The sequence below is a fragment of the Pseudomonas sp. M47T1 genome (genome assembly GCF_000263855.1).
GTDB lineage: Bacteria > Pseudomonadota > Gammaproteobacteria > Pseudomonadales > Pseudomonadaceae > Aquipseudomonas.
In genome coordinates, this window is sequence record NZ_AJWX01000006.1 from 1 (window position 1) to 18,934 (window position 18,934).

Annotated in this window: 16 protein-coding genes, 1 tRNA gene and 1 pseudogene; 7 read left to right on the forward strand and 11 right to left on the reverse strand. The window is 56.3% G+C overall.

The annotated features are described in order from the left end of the window. Positions 1 to 1,024 precede the first annotated feature (1,024 nt). Positions 1,025 to 2,353 carry a tyrosine-type recombinase/integrase gene (locus PMM47T1_RS08910; protein WP_008367836.1) on the reverse strand — a complete coding sequence of 443 codons (1,329 nt, stop codon included), beginning with the start codon at positions 2,351 to 2,353 and terminating at the stop codon, positions 1,025 to 1,027. 473 nt (positions 2,354 to 2,826) lie between these two features. Here PMM47T1_RS08910 and PMM47T1_RS30805 point away from each other — a divergent pair. From PMM47T1_RS30805 to PMM47T1_RS08925, 4 genes and pseudogenes are all read left to right on the forward strand, one after another. Further along, a pseudogene (locus tag PMM47T1_RS30805) lies at positions 2,827 to 3,090 on the forward strand (LysE family translocator); the annotation flags it as partial. Positions 3,091 to 3,244: 154 nt separating this feature from the next. After that, on the forward strand, positions 3,245 to 4,534 hold the full coding sequence (locus PMM47T1_RS08915) for an AAA family ATPase (RefSeq protein ID WP_008367838.1): 1,290 nt from the start codon (positions 3,245 to 3,247) through the stop codon (positions 4,532 to 4,534). Beyond that, positions 4,527 to 5,075 carry a hypothetical protein gene (locus tag PMM47T1_RS08920; RefSeq protein ID WP_008367840.1) on the forward strand — a complete coding sequence of 183 codons (549 nt, stop codon included), beginning with the start codon at positions 4,527 to 4,529 and terminating at the stop codon, positions 5,073 to 5,075. Before PMM47T1_RS08915 ends, PMM47T1_RS08920 begins: the two co-directional genes overlap by 8 nt. Beyond that, positions 5,072 to 5,761 (forward strand): RNA ligase family protein, encoded by a 690-nt coding sequence (locus tag PMM47T1_RS08925; protein WP_008367842.1) that lies wholly within the window; start codon positions 5,072 to 5,074, stop codon positions 5,759 to 5,761. The genes PMM47T1_RS08920 and PMM47T1_RS08925 overlap by 4 nt, the downstream gene beginning before the upstream one ends. A 418-nt stretch (positions 5,762 to 6,179) precedes the next feature. Here PMM47T1_RS08925 and PMM47T1_RS08930 read toward each other — a convergent pair whose 3' ends face one another. Further along, on the reverse strand, positions 6,180 to 6,923 hold the full coding sequence (locus tag PMM47T1_RS08930) for a GIY-YIG nuclease family protein (RefSeq protein WP_008367843.1): 744 nt from the start codon (positions 6,921 to 6,923) through the stop codon (positions 6,180 to 6,182). A gap of 44 nt (positions 6,924 to 6,967) precedes the next feature. Further along, positions 6,968 to 7,855, reverse strand: a complete 888-nt coding sequence (locus tag PMM47T1_RS08935) for a TIR domain-containing protein (RefSeq protein WP_008367846.1) — start codon at positions 7,853 to 7,855, stop codon at positions 6,968 to 6,970. Between the two features lie 584 nt (positions 7,856 to 8,439). On the opposite strand from PMM47T1_RS08935, the gene PMM47T1_RS29730 reads away from it, so the two are divergent. From PMM47T1_RS29730 to PMM47T1_RS08945, 3 genes are read left to right on the forward strand one after another with little or no spacing between them, the layout of a single operon-like run. Then, positions 8,440 to 9,057: a hypothetical protein gene (locus PMM47T1_RS29730; protein WP_157212975.1), complete on the forward strand. Its 618-nt coding sequence runs from the start codon at positions 8,440 to 8,442 to the stop codon at positions 9,055 to 9,057. Positions 9,058 to 9,060: 3 nt separating this feature from the next. Then, complete coding sequence (locus tag PMM47T1_RS30315) at positions 9,061 to 10,158, forward strand: hypothetical protein (RefSeq protein ID WP_008367847.1); 1,098 nt, start codon at positions 9,061 to 9,063, stop codon at positions 10,156 to 10,158. Positions 10,159 to 10,181: 23 nt separating this feature from the next. Then, on the forward strand, positions 10,182 to 11,177 hold the full coding sequence (locus PMM47T1_RS08945) for a hypothetical protein (RefSeq protein WP_008367848.1): 996 nt from the start codon (positions 10,182 to 10,184) through the stop codon (positions 11,175 to 11,177). A gap of 210 nt (positions 11,178 to 11,387) precedes the next feature. Here PMM47T1_RS08945 and PMM47T1_RS29000 read toward each other — a convergent pair whose 3' ends face one another. From PMM47T1_RS29000 to PMM47T1_RS08980, 8 genes are all read right to left on the reverse strand, one after another. Further along, entirely contained in the window at positions 11,388 to 11,663 is a 276-nt protein-coding gene (locus PMM47T1_RS29000; protein ID WP_081492633.1) for a hypothetical protein, read from the reverse strand. Further along, positions 11,660 to 12,640 (reverse strand): integrase domain-containing protein, encoded by a 981-nt coding sequence (locus tag PMM47T1_RS08950; RefSeq protein WP_008367850.1) that lies wholly within the window; start codon positions 12,638 to 12,640, stop codon positions 11,660 to 11,662. The genes PMM47T1_RS29000 and PMM47T1_RS08950 overlap by 4 nt, the downstream gene beginning before the upstream one ends. A gap of 927 nt (positions 12,641 to 13,567) precedes the next feature. Further along, positions 13,568 to 14,887, reverse strand: a complete 1,320-nt coding sequence (locus PMM47T1_RS08955) for a tyrosine-type recombinase/integrase (protein WP_008367852.1) — start codon at positions 14,885 to 14,887, stop codon at positions 13,568 to 13,570. 162 nt (positions 14,888 to 15,049) lie between these two features. Next, a tRNA-Thr gene (locus tag PMM47T1_RS08960) sits at positions 15,050 to 15,125 on the reverse strand. A 296-nt stretch (positions 15,126 to 15,421) separates the two neighbouring features. After that, the gene (locus tag PMM47T1_RS08965) at positions 15,422 to 16,627 is read right to left on the reverse strand and encodes a methyltransferase (RefSeq protein WP_008367854.1); all 1,206 of its coding nucleotides are present in this window, start codon (positions 16,625 to 16,627) and stop codon (positions 15,422 to 15,424) included. A 109-nt stretch (positions 16,628 to 16,736) separates the two neighbouring features. Continuing rightward, positions 16,737 to 17,426, reverse strand: a complete 690-nt coding sequence (locus PMM47T1_RS08970) for an ABC transporter permease (protein ID WP_008367856.1) — start codon at positions 17,424 to 17,426, stop codon at positions 16,737 to 16,739. Next, on the reverse strand, positions 17,423 to 18,118 hold the full coding sequence (locus tag PMM47T1_RS08975) for an ABC transporter permease (protein ID WP_008367858.1): 696 nt from the start codon (positions 18,116 to 18,118) through the stop codon (positions 17,423 to 17,425). Before PMM47T1_RS08975 ends, PMM47T1_RS08970 begins: the two co-directional genes overlap by 4 nt. A gap of 57 nt (positions 18,119 to 18,175) precedes the next feature. After that, a complete protein-coding gene (locus PMM47T1_RS08980; protein ID WP_008367860.1) occupies positions 18,176 to 18,922 on the reverse strand; it encodes an ABC transporter substrate-binding protein in 747 nt (248 codons plus the stop codon). Positions 18,923 to 18,934: the final 12 nt, after the last annotated feature.

The following is an 18,934-nucleotide window of genomic DNA, read 5'->3' on the forward strand; positions in this document are numbered from 1 at the left end:
TATCCCCTGTGTGCCTTGACCGCGCCGTAGTGGCCGCCGCCGAACATGTCCTTCAGCGCCTTCGGCCCTGCATAGCTCAATTGCCGGCCGTAGCCGAAATTGCGGCCATCGCGTCTACCCACCAATGCCTTTTCGGTTACCTCATCATCCGATCTTCAATCCTCGCCCCACGTCATCCCGCCAAGAATGTTGAGTGTTATCAGGGATCAAGGCCCCTGCGACCTGTGGGGATGTCCTCTAACGCGGGACTGGCGGCTCCTTACGTCCGGGAGCAAGGGCATCTCATGATCTGGCCTCCTGAGCACCGTTACCGGTGGGCGGGTGGAGGCCGCATTGGCTGACGAGACCAGTGCCGCGAGATCCTGAGCCATGTGCAAGCAGCACTGCGATGACCGGGGCATGCCTGACTGTCAGTCAGGTGCAGTCCATTCCCTGGTCTGCGGCACCATCATCTACAAGGCTGTTGCTGGTGACATCGGCGTTTGTCACGCCAATTGTCACGAGGGGGATTGCCGCAAAGCCATATGCGATAAGGGCTGCAGCAGTGTTAGAAGTGCCCGTCTCTTTCCAGAAGAAAGAGACGGGCACAGGTTGGCGCAAGATTCGGCCAAGCGAATAGGTTGCTGCAGGGCAGCGAGGTACGGTGTATCTGGCGCACGAGCGCTATATGTGTAAGAGCATCCATCACATGGGTAGTGACCGGGCGAGCTGCCGGATGCGAATCGCCCTTGGGTAGAGCCACCGCGAGAGCGGCGTGACCTTGAAGGCTCGGGTCACCTGGGGTGCTGCCTAAGGCAGCGTTTGCACGATCAGTTCTACGCCTGTGGGTAATTTTGGTCAACGCCCCAATCCTCGTGGCCTCTGGGGCTGTGCATGAAATTATCCACCGGTGGAAATCAGTGGTATTCAAAGGATTTGTGTCGGCTTTTAGCTTTGCAAAGCTAGGTCCATCCAAACAGGGCGGCTTTGCAGCCCTGTTTGGATGGACCCGAATTAAAGAGCGGCCAACGGTGTTCTGGAGGGTTCACCGACGATTGAATGCGCCACGCCCACTTGGCAAGGGAGTGATGTTGTCGCCAGCTGGATGGGCAAACTCATGTGGAGTGACATGCCCCGATCTGTTGGCATCGATGTAATTGCTCCACCACGCCATGATCAGCCGACGCTGCTCCAGAAATTCGGCTTTGTGGATATAGGCGGCGCGCACGCGATTGCGTTCCTTGTGGCTCATCTGCCGCTCAATAGCCGCGTCTGTCCACAGCCCTGACTCCAGCAAGGCGCTGCAAGCCATGGTCCTGAATCCGTGCCCGCATACTTCTTTGGATGTGTCGTAGCCAACGTTGCGTAGCACCTGGTTAACCGTGTTCTCCGACATTGGCTTCCAGTACTTGTGGTCACCGGGCAACACCAGTTCGGAGAAGCGACTCAAGCCGCGCAGCCGTTCAAGGATCGCGATGACTTGGGGAGAGAGCGGCACCATCTGTATGTCTCCGCTCATCTTGGTGCCACGGGTGGAATTGCGCACGCCGTCGATTGGCTTACGGGTGTCCGGGATTTCCCACATCGCCCTTTGCAGGTCGAACTCATCCCAGCGCGCAAAGCGCAGCTCGCTGGAGCGCACGAACACGTGCAGCGTTAGCAGTACAGCCAGCTTGGTTAGTTCACGGCCGTTGTAGTTATCGATCCGGTTTAATAGTTCGGCGAGGCGGTTGAGTGAGAGGGCAGGGCGGTGCACGGTACGCGGGGCATGAATCGACCCTGCTAGATCGAGCGCCGGATTCTGGTTAATCTGCCGCGCCCGCTTCGCGCCCCGCATGATCGTGGAGAGATAGTTCTGCACGCGCAGGGCAACGTCCATGGTGCCGCGCTCTTTGATACGCAGAGTTACTTCAAGCAGATCATGGGTATCAAGCTCAGCGATGGGGCGTTGGCCGATCAGGGGGAAGACGTGGGTGCGTAACCGGCTCATGACGGTCTTGGCGTGTCCCTCCGTCCAGCGCCGGGACATTTCGGCGTGCCACTCCAGGGCGACTGTTTGGAACAGCAGGGAGGCTCGTTGGGCAGCTACCTTCGCTTTCTTCTTCTCTTCCATCGGGTCGAGGTTGTCGATCAACAGGGCCTTGGCTTCATCGCGCTTGGTCCTCGCGACGGCCAGCGAGATGATGGGGTAGTTGCCGATGATCAGCGTGCCTTCCTTGCCGCTGGGCTTGAAGTAGCGCAATCGCCACGTTTTCACGCCGTTGGGTTTCACGAAGAGGTACATGCCGCCACCGTCGAATAGCTTGTAGGCACGTTCGCGAGGTTTCGCCGTACGGCATTTGAGGTCGCTGAGAGGAACGGCTAGGCGTGGCATAAGGGTACGTTCTCCATGCAGGCAAGACGCTGTACCCTAAAAATACCCCCCGGGGATGGGGTATTTTGTTGGATCCCGACGGAGGGTCCTGGAACGAAAAAACCCGCCAAAGGGCGGGTTTTAGGGGCTTCCAAGGCATTCGGTGGAACGCGATGGAGCTGGATATGGTGCCGGCACCAAGAGTCGAAAAAGTTTTTAACTATCTGATCCGTTAGGCTTTTATTTATATGTGATGATCCGTCTATCTCTAAAACTATCCCGGCATCTGGGCTCGCTAAGCATTGATCGAGAGGGGATAGCCAGAGTGGGACCGATTCCCATCAGTGCGTGGCTGCCTCTCATGCTTTCCTGAGTCTGGGGGCTCGTTCTCCAACTACGGTAAGCGACAACCAACGCCTAAAGGCTACCGTTGCTAGACGGCCGCTATCGGCCAGAAGCGGTCATTCTGTGTCTTGGAAAACCGGCGCAATTCAGTGATCAAACTCAGGGATGCCAGGTATCTGCTGTGGCTCGGCATCAAGGTGTTGTGCGCTCTCAGTTTGACCAACTTTCAGGCGGCGTCCCGACCATCTTTGCTGCATGGTTCTAAATGGTCAGCTTCCGGCTGCGCTCAACCCGAAGCCAGGCTTGTTCGTGTTTGCATTCACTCCCCAGTACGTGGATCGGTCAGCGTAAAGGTGAGGGTTTTTGGGATATGGTTTGCTGTATTGAGAGCGTTGGGTTTTGCCCTTGCCGGGCACTGGCGTAGTCATCAATCAGGTTGAAAAAAGGGCATTTGGCTGAACGCCAAGTGCCCTTTTTTGGGGTATCCAAGGTATTGCTCGGATGTTAAGGTCACGCGCAACAGACCCATCACCCTATGAATCCTGCGTCTGCATCAAGGAGAGATACGTGTTCAAATCGCTGCGTTTGACCAACTTCAAGGCATGGAAAGACACAGGGGAAATTGGTCTGGCGCCTGTGACCATGCTGTTGGGCACCAACTCCTCTGGCAAGTCTTCATTGTTGCAAAGCCTGCTGTTGCTCAAGCAAACCGTCCGCTCTCCTGATCGCACCATCCACTTGAATCTGGGCGGTGATGAAGTAAACGATCTTTTCAGCTTCGGTGATTTCGATAGCGTTCTCAAGCATGGCGCCGATTCACCCAGGCAGTTTTCAATTGGCTTCGACTTTAACCGCTTCGATGACTCCCGGGTGAAGGCCGGCTCTCTGGAAACGTTCTATGGAAAGACCTCCAGTGGCAGTGTCGCGGTCCAGCAGATGAAGCTGAACACCGACGCCCGCGAGTTTCGTGCGGTGCGTAGGGACCGAGGTGCTTTCTCAATATTTGTCGATGACGAAGTTCAACCCCGTTTCAAAGGGCGAAATTATGCGCCTGAACGGTCCATCTCTTTTTCTGCCGATGCCATTGCCGAACTCGATCAGGATGGAGCCTTGGTGGAGGACCTTAGTCTTTCCATCCGACGCGAACTGGAAGGTATCAGCTACCTTGGGCCTCTACGGCGCAAACCCGAACGTGACTACGCCTGGAACAAAAGTAAACCAGGTGACGTCGGCAGCGATGGCGGCAACGCCATCGGCGCTTTGCTGGCGAGCGCGTTGTTGCGTTCGGAGGAGCAGAACTACATAGTCGAGGGCGTTTCCAAATGGCTCAAACGCATGAAGGTAGCCGAGCAGTTGGAGGTCCGGCAGCAGGGGCGCTCCAATCGTTATGAGTTGATCATCCACCGCGATGGTGTGGCCTGTAATCTAAGGGACGTCGGTATAGGCGTTTCGCAGGTACTACCTGTGTTGGTCGTCGCCTATTTCGCCCCTGTGGGTAGCACCGTGATCCTGGAAGAGCCCGAGATTCACCTGCACCCCTTGGCCCAGTCGATCCTCGCCGAGTTGTTCGTTTCCGTCAGCAAGGAGCGCAACGTTCAGTTCATCGTCGAAACCCATTCGGAACACCTGTTCCGACGAATGCAGACGCTCATCGCCAAGGGCACCGCAAAAAAGCGCGATGTCTCAATGTACTTCGTCAAGCGCAAAGGCGCGCAAGCACTTTTGCAGACGTTGGAGGTCGATGAGTTCGGCGTCGTTGGCAATTGGCCGGAACACTTCTTCGGTGACAGCGTGGGTGAAGCGCGACAGCAAGCGATGGCGCGCGCTAAGCGCATGCAGGAGCGTGCACATGGCTGACACCAGGGTCGTCGACACCAATGTATTGATCGTAGCCAGTGCCGCGGACGAATGTTCGCTCTTCGACGAGGACGCCACGCCGGTCCAGGAAAAGCAGTATCGTGACAAGGTGTTGGCATGGGTGCATGCGTTCGAAAAGGATGTCGAGCGCCGTGTAGTGCTCGATTGGGACTGGCATATATGCACCGAATACAGAAAGAAATTGACTGAACAGGACTACGGTTGGCTGGTCATGATGCGTAAGCATGATCATGGCCAGGTTGAGTGGGTCGGTATCGAAGTCGATGATAACGGGCATGCCCTCTTGCCCGATGAACTGAGTGCGGCCATCAGCGATCTGGAAGATCGAAAGATGGTGGCCGCCGTGTTGGCGGCGAGGGCGGACGGGCATGACTGCACGTTGGTCAATGCCTGTGATACCGATTGGCTCGACTGTGCAGCGGCGCTGGACAAAGCGCAGGTGGACACCGAACACCTGATCGAGCACGAGTGGCTGCGTCCCAGGTGGGCGAGCAAGAAGGCACGAAAGAGAAGGGCATGAGTGATTTTTTCCGTTTCCCCTCCACCCCCCATCTTTTCAGCGCCGCGGGTGCCAAGCTGCCACGCGACGACAAGCTGATGTCCGCTCAGGCGCTAAATGAACTGCTGGCGGGAGAGGTAACGGTAGAGGAAAAGCTCGATGGCGCCAACCTGGGCATTTTCATCGACTCGCAAGGGGCAATACGGGTACAGAACCGGGGGACTTATCTTGTCCCGCCTTTCTCAGGTCAGTTTGATCGCTTGCGACAGTGGTTACGTCAGCATGAAGACCACCTGTTCGATGTGCTGAGTGGCAACATCGACCTCATCCTCTTCGGCGAATGGTGTGCGGCCCGCCACTCCTTGGAGTACGGCGGTCTGCCGGACTGGTGGCTGCTGTTCGATGTGTATGACCGTAGCGTGGGGCGTTTCTGGAGCGTAGCGGAGCGTGACACGCTCGCTGGGAGGCTCGGTGTTGCGGTGGTCCCCTGCCTGTTCCGTGGACGTGTCACCTGCGCACGCCTAGAGGCGTTTCTCGAATCCCAACCAAGCCATTATCGAGATGGACCTATGGAAGGTGTTGTCGTGCGCAGCGATGACGGCGTATGGCTGCGTGCTCGAGGGAAATTGGTGCGCGCAGAATTCTCGCAGGCTATCGAAGAGCACTGGCGGAGCCGTGCGATTGAGTGGAACCGCATCAAGTTTTAAAAGGACCTGCGTAGATATTTTTGCGTTAAATGTTGTATTAATTTGCGTGTTTCCAAGTACATCAGCGCACATGAGCTAGGGTGCTGCAGAGGACCTCCCTACGGATGAAGTCGGTAAATCACACGCTTAATGACTATCCTTGGTACGAACGTGGATTTACTTACATCCATTTGCCTGACTTCCTTTTCATGAGCCTGCGACTGATTGGGCAGGCAGTGTCTTGCGGTTCGGGCAGCTATTGCAGCCTCTGGTGAATGTCCGCAGTGGGTCGATAGCAGCCCTTCACGACAGGCAGCTAACGGCCAGAAGCGGTCAGTCACTACTGCCGCACTGGTGACGATTACTGGCGAGTCTAGAATCACTGATACCTTCAGCGCCGTTACGCAAGGCGGATCGGCCTTTTCACCAGAAGTGAGGACTAATCTTCGACGTTGCCTTCAACCTTCTCGAATAACAGACCACGAATTTCCAACTTACCCTGCTTTTTCCACTGGATTCGTGCAGGTTGGCGGCCTGGAGTTTCCTCGCCGAATAAAGAGATCCATGCATTTCGAAAGCTCTTATACGTCACGCCATTGACCGTGCATTGGGGGCTGTCTAGGCGTGCTTCCCGCACCTCCGGAATGTCCCAGCCGTTCATTCTTGATGGAACCTTGATGTGGCCTTCCATATCGCACACCTCATAACCTTCACCCAGCGGTGACTCGAGCGCAGCAAGGAGGAGATTGCTCACTAAACGAAAGTATCCGATACGAAAGCATTCTGTACGGCCATCAATAATGCGACTAGCCCCCTTACCGCGTGCGCTTGGTAGAGAGCGTAGGATCAGCAGTTCAAGGTGGCGCGCGGCTTCGATACTCGGGAGCTTGTAAAGCGTACCATCAGCGACCACGAAATCTTGACGGGTATGCTTGTGTAGACGGTTGGTGGGCACTGTACTAATCCCGACTTTAAACACATCACCGCGACTGTGGACGAGCAAGTAAAGATACCCATGGGACATGTTCATGACTCCAGTGAAAACGACCCAGTCGCGTTCATTCTGTCTCACGAGGTAAGTGCCACAACCCGCGAGATAGATCCGATTCGTCGTAAGCCATTCGACAAGGACGCTGCTAACGGCCAGAAGCAGGAAATGCAATTGGGCCTGCTTGCCGCTCATTGCGAGCATGCTGGAGACTGGCAAGTAAGAAACTAGTTGCTGGCTTACGCGCGCATGACCTTGTTCCAGTCGATCTCATGACCGGCAGCTTCAAGTTCACGGCCCAAGGCTTGCTTCCAGCTATTACTTTCCATGGACTCCCACACCACACCGGCGAAATCGCTGGGAATCTCCACGGCGCCGCGTTTCAACGCGCACACTTTGTCACGTCCTAGGCGCCCGAGGAAATAGCCCAGTTCGAGCAAGACATTCTGCCGCGCTCGCGGCTCGGGAATTCCACCCTTGGTGCAACCCTGGTCATCGGGCGTCAACAGCACAACGGCAAAACCCACCTCGCCATGCGCTTCGACTTTCTCCATGACCGTGCAGCCCTGGTTGGCTTGCTCGTGCAAAATGATGGACTGAAAACCAAGCCGCTCAAGGAAGCGAGCAACCATTTCTCGGGCACCTTCGTCGTGTCCGTGCACGATAAACACCTTACGAGATAGAGATGACTGACCTTTGTCAGCAGCATCCGGACTTTCTGGCTTGGCTTCGTGCTCATGGTCAGCAAGGTCTTCTCTTAGTGTCCGCTGCGCCTCCCCAAGCATACTCATCGATTGCAGAATATTTTTCTGTGTGCCTTCTACGTAGTGGTGCCTTTGCGGGTAGTCATCTGTCCAAACGCCAGGGGAAAAGTGCAGCTGTGCCGCAGATGAAAAACGGTAATACACCGATGTACTCTCACCAAAGCATCGCACTAAGGTGTCTTCGATTGAAGTTGAAAGGGCCACCAGCTTTGGAGAGTCTCCGTCATCGCTGAGCTGTGAAGCGTCAAAATGTGCTAGCTCGGTAATGCGCTCTTGCAGTCGCGCAATACCCCGTTCGATGCCTTGAGGGCTCAGTTGCAGCTTGGGAGCGACGTTAGCGGTTGGAGGTTTAGTGCGGGCCATCGGGTGAATCCTTTCCTATAGGTGATAACGGACATTATTACCTATAGAAAAGGATAGCGGTGGCTGTCTGCGTTACCTGTCGTCACCGACCGCTTTGGTCGGCAGCAGTCAGTCGAGACCGGCAGCTATCGACCCAAAGCCGACACTCATTGCTGCCAAGCAGATACCGCCTTTTTGTGCCCCCGCATGTCTTGCCCTTGCCATGTCTCTCGTAATCGGTTAAGTAAAATTCTCTGTGGAAGCCTCAGGCTAGAGGCTCCGAAACGTCCCCACGCTTCGAATGCTTATTAAGCCTTTCAGCTGAGCTAGGGTTAAGTGCCGCCGCGCTGTTGGCCCTGACCCTCGCAGAAACCGAGCGCGGTATAGATCCAGAAACTTTAAAGGCCTTGTCTGAGGAACTGGATGACCTCATTACCTGCGCCAGGAACCAGCATTCATAGGGTCGTGAGCGCGGTTAAACCAAGCCTTGAATCCCGAGCCCCCGTTCGTATACGAGTCCCGACACAGATCTAGTTTCGAGAACTCTCAATTCCAAAGTGCTATCATCCTCGCTCGGTCAGCGGAGTTACGGTGCGAGGGATGGCATGCAGGATCATGAGTACTCGGTAATTGGGCATCGCCGGAGCACTATCGGGCGCTACCTAGGGATGCTAGCCACGATAGTTGTCTCCTTTCTCCCGGCTATTGGGATCGGGCTATCCGATCTGATAGCGCAGTTGGGCTTGTCAGACTGGAGTAAGTATTTCCTGGTGATTCCAATCACCGCAAGCCTGACTTATACAGCTCTTCACTGGTTCTTTAATAAGTACGGCTGGCGTCCGTTGAGCTTCTTGGCTCAAGTTCCCAACATTGCTGGAGAGTGGGGCTGCGTCGGCCAGACACTTAATGATGATGGAACCGTCACTCAAGATTGGAAGGGTGATGTAACCATATCTCAAACTTGGGAAAAAATTCGAGTCAGGTTAGAAACTAGGTCATCCGTTTCTCATAGCCTCTCGGTAGCATTGATTCCTGAGCCTGATGGCTGCTGGATGTTGATGTACAGTTATTATAATAAGCCTAAGCCCGGCAATGCGCATCTCAATGCCCATCAGGGGTACAGTGAAATGAGATTTTCTAAAGGTCTCAAAGTTTCTACTGGGGACTATTTTACTGCGAAAGGGCGTGGCACTGCCGGCATTATGACATTTACAAGGAAATAGATAATGGCAAAGGATGTTAATCGTAGGCTTGCTGACCTGAAATCTCGGCGTCGTGGCAATAGCACGGTTGTGATGGATAGTGCTTATGCAACGGCGAGTAATCGCTCAGAAAAATTTGAGACTCGATCGACCAAGCAGTGGGCGAAATACGCGCTGGGAATCATGCAGGAGGTTGATCCAACCTACACCAGAAACTCTGTTGCCGAAGGTGAGAGGGTTAAAAGCCAGATATCCAACAGGGTTGACCGAGATATAAAATTTGAGTATCAGGGTTCTGTCCCGCTAAACGTCCACATTAGAGGCGTTAGCGACATCGACATTTTGGTGCTGTTAGGTCAATATTTGACTATAGATACCCAAGGCGTCAGGGCTAACACAGCAGCTTACTCAGATTGGGTTGGCCCTAGCGGCATCGATCAGCTTGCTGCTCTGCGGAACGAGCTTGAGGTGGCATTAAAAGCTGCCTATCCAGCTGCCGATGTTGATATCACCAAAGATAAGGCGATTGCTTTGTCTGGAGGAAGCCTAGCGCGAAGCGTGGATGTGGTGCCTTCACATTGGCATGACTCAGCTACCTATCAGGTTAGCCAAAACAAGCGAGATCGCGAAGTTAAGATCTATCAGAAAAACACTCATAATACATTTCTCAATAGACCATTTCTTCATATTGATAAAATAAACGAGAAAGAAACATACACGCGGGGTGGAGCTAAGAAGATTATTCGTATGCTAAAAAATCTGAAAGCAGATAGTGATAATCCTACGGCTATTCTGATAAATAGCTATGAAATCGCAGGGTTGGTGTACCACTTCGAAAGCAGCTCTATGTCGGTTCCGGTGTACAACGAGTTAGCTCTGGTTGCGGTGGCAAAGCAGCAATTGACTCGGCTCATCGACAGCAAATTGTGGGCAATGGGTTTAAATACCCCAGATGGAATCCGCAAGATCATTGACTCGGAAGCAAAGTTTAACTCAATAAAGCTGCTGCGGGATGAAGTCAGTGAGCTGGGGAAAAATCTTGCAATTGAGCTGACATCGCGCTATTGGATGGATGATTTGGAAACACTCAAGGCACTGCGTGAATCTTATATTGCCGAATAGTTAGGTATAAGGGTGGGGCGAGGATGAGCGATGTAAAGTTCGCTTTAGAGTTAGAATTGATATTTCATAAATCTGATGGCTTGTCATTTCAGAGCTTTTTCAATGAGCTTATGAGAATGGCTGTGCCAGGCTTCTGTCCTGTGAGACAGCAAAGAGATGGGGGCAATGACGGGTTTGTCGGAGTGACCGGAACATTTTACCAGGTGTATTCGCCGCAAAGGATCACTGACGCTACTCTTAAAGCTGCCTCACTAAAGCTTGTCAATGACTTCGATAAGCTGGCAGCGAACTGGCACTATCTAATAAAGCTAAAGAAGTATGTTTTTGTTCTGAACGATAAATATCAGGGTGCCGATGCCGAAATCATCCGCCGAGTAGCGAAATTGGGGCAGGATCGTGATGTTGATGCAGAGCTTCTGACTTCAGGTGGCCTCGAAGATTTGTTCTATAAGCTAGAGGATGGTCAACAGCGGCGTCTAATTAATAGGTATAGCATAAGCAGAACTCATTCGTCGGCGATAAAAATTGCAGCGAAGGCTGTGTCAGGAAATCTCTCCATCGAGAAATGGACGGAGATGGATGAGCAAATATCTTATGGGGCTTTGGATGTAATAAATTTAAAAGCCATCACGACCTTAGTGTCAAAGCTCTTTTCGATGAATCTCGTAGATCATGAGTCCGTGATGGTTAAGAATCTTGTTGCCCGGCTAAATGAGCTTGTGAACGTATTTCATGATGAGGGTACATTTGAGCAAAATGGTGAGAGGTGTTGGGACAGCACTTGGAAGAAAACTTACCCTCATCCAATGGCGGGGGTTTTTGATCAGCAGTTGGAAGCTTGGCAGAAGAAGGTCTCAGATAGCTGTTATAATGCGTGTGCTGCGTTGAATGAGTTCGCGACCTATATTAGGAAACAACACTTGCCTGCTTTTTTGGATTATTGCAACTATAGCATGTCAAGAAGGGAAGCCGGCTCGATAGATGTGTACAACCAATTTATCCCTGGCTCGGGTGATTAGCAGAATTGCAGAGGGGATAACTGAATGGGCCCGGATTTCTTAAGCATATGTGGACGCTGATTATGGCCGGTATCTGACTGTTCCCAGCGGCAGCTTCGGAGTGACTTCCCCACTTAAAAAGCCCCAGCGAATAGTCGTGGGGGAGCCGCGAGCGGAGTGGCCGCTTCTGGCCGATTGCAGTCGGTCGTGATTATCGGGATCACATCCCCGTCAGAGCTTGAAAAGCCATGACGTTCCTAGACGTCGAGCTAGCAATCGGGCCGTCAGCACGTAGTAATACTGCGTTGCCTGACTGTGTTCGCTCAAGCAATTCTCAAGAAACCACACCACATGCTTCCTTTGCCAAGTCCAAGGGTTTTCCCGCTGCCACCGCTCTGCGATTGCAACCTGAATGATTTTTGCCTGGCGCACATGACGTTGCCGCGTTGCGTGCGATCCAATCAGCACGCCAGCCAAAAACAGTTCCATATCGAATGACTTACTCACGTCCGTCCTCCGATGTAGGCAGCGACCACATCGATCCGACCGTGCCCGAGCTCATAGCTGACTTGCTTCCGCGCTTCATGATCGAGGCGCTGATCCAGTTGGCAGCATTTACCGCCGTTGATAGGCGCGCGATGTAGGATGATTTGCTCGTAGCGCTCACATGCGTACGCCGCTCGTAGTTCGTGGAGGCCTTTGAGCTTGTGGGCATGAATGATGTCGCGTGCAGGACGGACGATTTCCTGCAGAATGGTCGCGTAGCTTTCGTTCGGAGCAATCAGGTTGCGGCTACCAGCAGGCGACACTAGCCTCGCAAATTCAAGCGCGGCACGAATATGGTCGTCCACCGTAATCCAGCGAGGTGCTGATGCACCGGCGCGGCCGCCTTTGGTGCCGTCCTGAATGTTGATCTTGGCAAAGCTTTCAGCCTCGCGGCTCAACCGTGGCAGGTCAGCCAAGATGGCCTCACGCAACCGCATACCGGTGGCTCGTGCCAGCTGCACGATCGCCGCAGCCCTTAGATGGTGACGGCTGCAAAGCGCCTCGACTATTCGCTGTATGTGTTCGCGATCCTGGCCCTGTGGCACGGATTGACGAACTCCGGTCCGTTGCATGCCCAACGCCTTGCTCGGACTTGGCACTTTCACATACTGATCACCGCGAAGCGCAGCCATTGTCCTATTAACGCTGGATAGCCGGTTTTGCGCAGTGCTGATAGCTAGGTGGCGGTGTTCAACCAGGCCGCGAAGGTATGCGGCATAGTTCGACAACACTTCGCGGTCAATCTGCCGCGCATCGTTCACCCCGGGCCCCGCTTCAGACCGGCACCACTTCACGAATGCCCGCCACCGGTCACTGTGCGCCTTGACCGTGCCATAGTGGCCGCTGCCAAACATGTCTTTCAGCGCCTGCGGCCCCGCGTAGCTCAATTGTCTGCCGTAGCCGAAATTACGACCATCGCGCCTACCCAATAATGCCATGTCGCACACCTCCTACCCGTTCTCCAGTCCTGCCCCACGTCATCCCGCCAAGAATGTTGAGTGTTATCAGGGATCAAGGCCCCTGCGGCCTGTGGGGATGTCCTTTAACGCGGGACTTACGGCTCCTTACGACCGGGAGCTTGGGCATCTCATGATCTGGCCTCCTGAGCACCGTTACCGGTGGGCGGGTGGAGGCTGCATTGGCTGACGAAACCAGCGCCGCGAGATCCTGAGTCGGGTGAAGGCAGCCATGCAATGACAGGGGCATACCTGACTGTCAGTCAGGTGCAGTCCAATCCTTGGTCTGCGGCACCATCATCTACATCGCTGTTGCTGGTGACTTCGGTGTTTGTCACGCCGATTGTCACGAGGAGGATTGCGGCAAAGCTCCGTTCTATATGGGCTGCAGCACTGGTTTGAGCGCCCGTCTCTTTCCTGGAGAAAGAGACGGGCAAAGGGTTGGCGCACACGAAATGGCCAAGCGGGTAGGTTGCTGCTGGGCAGAAGGGTAGGGTGGTTGCCGCAGTGGCAACGATGTTGAGTAGGCATCCATCACATGGGTAGTGACCGTACGAGCTACCGGACGCGAGTCGTACTTGGGATGAACCGCCTCACGAGGGGCGTGACCTTTCAGGTTTCTGGCCACATTTTGCTGCCTCGGCAGCGCTTGCAATTTCTGGTTTACGCCTGTGGACAAAAGTCGTCAAGCGGCCTGAATTCAGATAATTAGCGCCTGTGGATAAAACTATCCCCCGGTGGACAATGGTGGTTTTCCACAGACGCTCAGTTGTGCCAGCCGTTTTTTTCAACGTTCGGTCCTTTTAAACGGGGCGGCTTTGCAGCCCCGTTTAAAAGGACCCGCGCGGAGGAGCTTCATGCGGTGCGGCGTGTAACTACACAGCGGGTTTGCAGCGGTGGGGCGGCGGGCTACTCGGCCCACCTGGCACTGCGAATGCGCGTGACGTTCTCACCCGCCTGCTTGGCAAATTCATGCGGCGTCACATGATCCCCGCGGTTTGCCTCCAGAAACCGACTCCACCAAGTCATGATCATCCGGCGCTCCTCAAGAAACTCGGCCTTGTGGATATACGCGGCGCGCACGTTGTTGCGTTCCTTGTGGCTCATCTGCCGCTCGATTGCCGTCTCTGACCACAACCCAGACTCGATCAGTGCGCTACACGCCATGGCGCGAAAGCCGTGGCCGCAGATGTCCGCCCTGGTGTCATAGCCCATCGTCCTCAATGCAGCATTCACCGTGTTTTCGGACATCGGTTTCCACGGCTTGGCGTCTCCGGCAAACACCAGGTCGAATTTGCCGGTGATCTTGTGGATCTGCTCCAGCAGGGTCACCGCGTGCGGGGATAAGGGTACGAGGTGAATGTCTCCGGCCATTTTTGTACCCCGTGTGGAAAAGGGTACGCCGTCCAGCGCTGGGCGGGTGTCGGGGATCTCCCAGATGCTTCGCTTGAGGTCAAATTCGTTCCAGCGAGCGAAGCGCAATTCACTGGAGCGCACGAACACGTGCAAGGAGAGCATCACCGTCAGTCGCGTGAGGGCCCTGCCGCGATAAGTGTCTATCAGTTCCAGCAGTTCTGGCAGGCGAGCCAGTGGCAGTGCTGGCCTATGTTTCACGCGGGGGGCCTTTATTGACCCTTCGAGATCATGCGCTGGGTTCTGGGTGATCAGCCGGAGCCGTTTGGCTTCCCGCATGATGCTCTGGAGGTAGTTTTGTACCCTTAAGGCAACGTCGATCGTGCCGCGCTTCTTGATGGCCTCAAGCGGCGTCATCAAGTCATGGGTATCCAGTTCGACGATGGCTCGGGCGCCAATCAAGGGGAAGACGTGAGTCTTGAGCCGGCTCAGTACGGTTTTGGAGTGCCCGGGCGCCCACTTGGCAGACATTTCCTTGTGCCAGTCCAACGCTACGTCTTCGAATGTGCGGCCGTTGATAGCAGCCGTGGTCTTGGCGTCACGCTTTGACTCAATGGGATCAATGCCATTCGCCAGCTGCCTTTTCGCCTCAAGCCGTTTCCGTCGTGCATCGGCGAGGGTTATCACAGGGTAGTTGCCGAAAGAGGTCAGGCCCTCTCGCCCGTCAGGCTTCACATAGCGAAAACGCCAGCCCTTGCGGCCATTCGGTTGAACGAGGAGGTAGAGCCCGTCGCCATCGAAGAGCTTGTAGGCGCGGTCTGTAGGCTTTGCCGAGCGGCAAGCGGTGTCGGTAAGAGGTGCGGTTGTACGCGACATAAGGGTACTCCTTATTATCGAATTGAAATCTACCCTAATCTTTACCCTTAAAAGCGCTGGCTGCCACCGGAATTCGACGGAACGCCAAAACGAAAAAACCCGCCAGAAGGCGGGTTTTTCAAGGGTTCCAGAGATTTTGAAAGCCTTCTCTGGAACCTCAAATGGTGCCGGCACCAGGAATCGAACCCGGGACCTACTGATTACAAGTCAGTTGCTCTACCATCTGAGCTATACCGGCATCTGAGGGCGCTGATTATAGCGACTCGTCCGCCCGAGGCAACCCCCAATTTGCACTATTTTATTGACGCATCATTCCACCCCCAAAATCGCTTATGCACAACGGCCCAGTGAATGGGCCAAAGGCCCCGGCTGGCGGTGACGATTTTGCAGTGTTTGCGCAAATGGCTGTTTTTGCTGCCAAATAAATGATGAACAAAAAATGACCAGGGTCGTTTTTGCCGTGGATCCAGCTATTTTCTTAGCTTGCTGGCAATTTTGCCCACAGAGTTATCCACAGGGTGCGTTCCAGGTTTGTTACGCTTTTGGGCGCTGTGCCAGCAGCATCAGGTTGCGGGGGGTGAGGTGGCTTGTGCAGAAAAGGCCCAGCCGTACTTCGTAGCCTTTTTCTTGCAGGTAGAGGGCGCGGTCGAGTACCAGCCACAGTTCCAATGGGCGGCGGAACAGGTTGCGGACCCCTTCCAGGTTGCGCACGTTGGCCAGGCGGTGCCAGCCAGCGGCTTCGGCGGCGGGCCAGTGGGTGGCCGGGGGCAGGGTGATGCCTTTGAGTTGGGCGAGGTCGTTGCAGTAGTCAGGGAACGGTTTGGCCAGCCAGGCGCTTGGAAGCGATGGGGTGGGCAGGTATTGGTCTGTTCCGCGCGCCTGGCGTTGCAGCAGGTCGAAGCCCAGGCGCCAGGCCATTGACTGGTCGCGCTGGCGGCGTACGCGGGCGCCGGCGGTGACCGTTTCGCTCAGGGGCAGGCCGAGGTCGTCACGGCTCAGGCGCAGGTTGGAGGCGGCTGCGGCTTCGGACATGGGTTGGTACTGGTCGGCTTCGGTGCGGTTGTAGCAGCACGGGGCTATGGCCAGTTGGCGGCAGTGGTCGGCGGCGGCGCGTTGCAGTAGGCGTACGTGCAGATCGCCGCAGGCGTGCAGGGCCACGGCGGTTTTATCCACAGGCAGGTGGCAGTCGGCGGCCATGACGTTTTGCAGGCGGTGCTCGGCGCTGAGCTGGTGATGCTGGCTCAAGGCGTGTCCGGCTTCTACCAAGGCAGGGTCGTATTCATAGCAGGTGAGATTCTGGCCGGGTTGCAGCAGGCGGCGGCCCAGGTGGCCTTTGCCCGCGCACCAGTCGAGCCAGCCGGTGACGGGGTGCTGGAAGGTAAGGGCGTCGGCGAAGGCTTCGATCTGTTGCCATTTGCGGCCGGGCACGTCGACTTTCAGGCGTGGCGGGCAGGGTTGCAGGGCGCCTGTGGGTAAGCTGGGTACTGCGCTTAGGGCGGCGGCCTGGGCAGCAAGGGCAGGGTAGGGCGCGGGGGCGGCCAGCCGTTCGGGGTGGTTGTGTTCGGTTTCGGCCTGGTCGAGGGTGCGGGTGCGTAGCCATTGGGCCAGGTCGGGGTGGGCGGTTTCCCAGGGCAGCGTGAGCTCGGTGAAAGGCTTGGGGCGCCATAGGGGCTGGTGGGCCAGCAGGAAGGCGTCCAGGGCGCGGAAGCGGTTGAGCAGGTTGGCAGGGGTTAGGCTCATGGGGGGGGCGCCCGGGTTGAGGGGGTTGGGCACGCTGTGCGTGCCTTCGCAGCCTGGCGGCAGCTTCTACGGGGCGGTAGGCGGTTGCCGTCAGGTTGCGGGCAGTGGGTTAGCGGCCTTGGGTGGCGTCTACGCGCAGCCAGCGCTCCAGCAGTTTGAAGCCTTGCACCAGCACGAAGGAGATCAGCAGGTACAGTACGCCGGCGGCGAAGAAGATTTCCACCGGCAGGTAGGTGCGGGCGATGATGGTTCGCGCCATGCCGGTCAGGTCCAGCAGGGTGACGGTGCTGGCCAGGGCGCTGGCCTTGAGCATTAAAATCACTTCGTTGCTGTAGGCCGGCAGGCCAATGCGTACGGCGCGCGGCAGGATGATGTACAGCAGCGCCTTGGGGCGCGACATGCCCAGGGCGCGAGCAGCTTCGATCTCGCCCTTGGGGATGGCCTGTATGGCGCCGCGCAAAATCTCGGCGATGTAGGCGGCCGTGTGCAGGGTCATGGTGGCGGCGGCGCACCAGAAGGGTTGGCGCAGGTACGGCCACAATACGCTATGGCGCACGGCGTCGAATTGCGCGGCGCCGTAATACACCAGAAACAGTTGTACCAGCAGCGGCGTGCCGCGGAAGAAGAAGATGTAGCCGTAGGGCACTGCGCTGATGTACCACTTGCGCGAGCTGCGGGCGATGCCCAGCGGCACGGCCAGGATGAGGCCGGCGAGCACGGCAATGGCTACCAGTTCCAGTGTCACGGTGGCGCCCTGGGTCAGCTTGGGCAGCCACTTGAAGATTACTTCCCAGTTCATTGCGCGGCCCTCGTGAAGCCGCGTGCGGCGTATTTTTCCATGAAGTGCATGCCAATCATGGCCAGTACCGTGAGGCCCAGGTACATGACGGCGGCCACCATGTAGAAGTTGAACGCCAGCTTGGTGTCGGTGACGGCGTTTTGCGCGTTGCGCATAATCTCTTCCAGGCCGATGACGGACACCAGCGCGGTGTCCTTCATCAGGATCATGAACAGGTTGCCCAGGCCCGGCAGGGCGATGCGCCACATTTGCGGCAGGATCAGCCGGGTGAAGATGCGCACCTTCGACAGCCCCAGGGCTTGGCCGGCTTCGCGGTGGCCCTTGGGAATGGCGATGATGGCGCCGCGGAACACTTCCGTGGCGTACGAGCCGAAGCACAGGCCCAGGGCGATGACGCCGGCGGCGAAGGGGCTCAGGGTCAGGTCGGGCATGCCCAGCCAGCTACCCAGGGCGGCCATCATGTTGACGGTGCCGAAGTACAGCAGCAGTACCCACAGCAGTTCGGGCACGCCGCGCACGATGGTCGAATAGGTGCCGCCCAGCGCTTGCAGCGCCTTGTAGGGCGAGGTCTTGGCCAATGCGCCGAGCAGGCCCAGGACCAGGCCCAGGCACAGGGCCGACAGCGCGAGTTTGACAGTCATCAGCGCGCCAGCCGCCAGGGCCGGGCCGAATCCGTGGAGATCAATGTTCATGGGCAGGCTTTATTGAGGACCAGCCCCGCGCACGGGGCGCGACGGCAGTCGGGGAGGTCATTCGATGCTGAACGGGAAGTACTTGTCGTTGATCTTCTTGTAGGTGCCGTCGGCCTTGATTTCGGCCAGGGCGGCGTTCAGCTTCTCGCGCAGGGCGTCGCCCTTGCGTACGGCGATACCGATCTTGTCGCTTTGCTCCACAGGCTCGCCCTTGAACTCGTAGTCTTTGCCGGCCGCGGATTTGAGCCACTCGTAGTTGGCGTACTTGTCGGCCAGGATGCCGTCCAGGCGGCCCGAGGTCAGGTCCAGGTAGGCGTTTTCCTGGGTGTCATACAGTTTTACCTGCACGTCCGGCATGTTGTCTTCCAGCCAGGTACCCGACAGGGTCGAACGCTGGGTGCCGATGATCTTGTCCTTCAGCGCGTCCTTGTCCACTTTGAAGTCGACGTTCTTGGCGGCGATGAACTGCAGCTTGTTGGTGTAGTACGGGTCGGTGAAGTCCACGGCCTGCTTGCGCTCGTCGGTGATGGACATGGACGAGATCAGGAAGTCGAATTTCTTCGCGTTCAGGGCCGGGATGATGCCGTCCCAGTCGGAAGTGACGATTTCGCACTCCACTTTCATCTTGGCGCACAGGGCCTTGCCCACGTCGGCGTCGAAGCCCACGACGTTGCCGCTGGCGTCCTTGCTGTTGAACGGAGGGTAGGCGGCTTCGATGCCCATCTTCAGGGTGTCGGCCATCACGTTGGCGCTCATCGCCAGGCTGGCGGCAACGGCCAGTATCAGTTTCTTATAGGTCTGCATGCGTGATGCTCC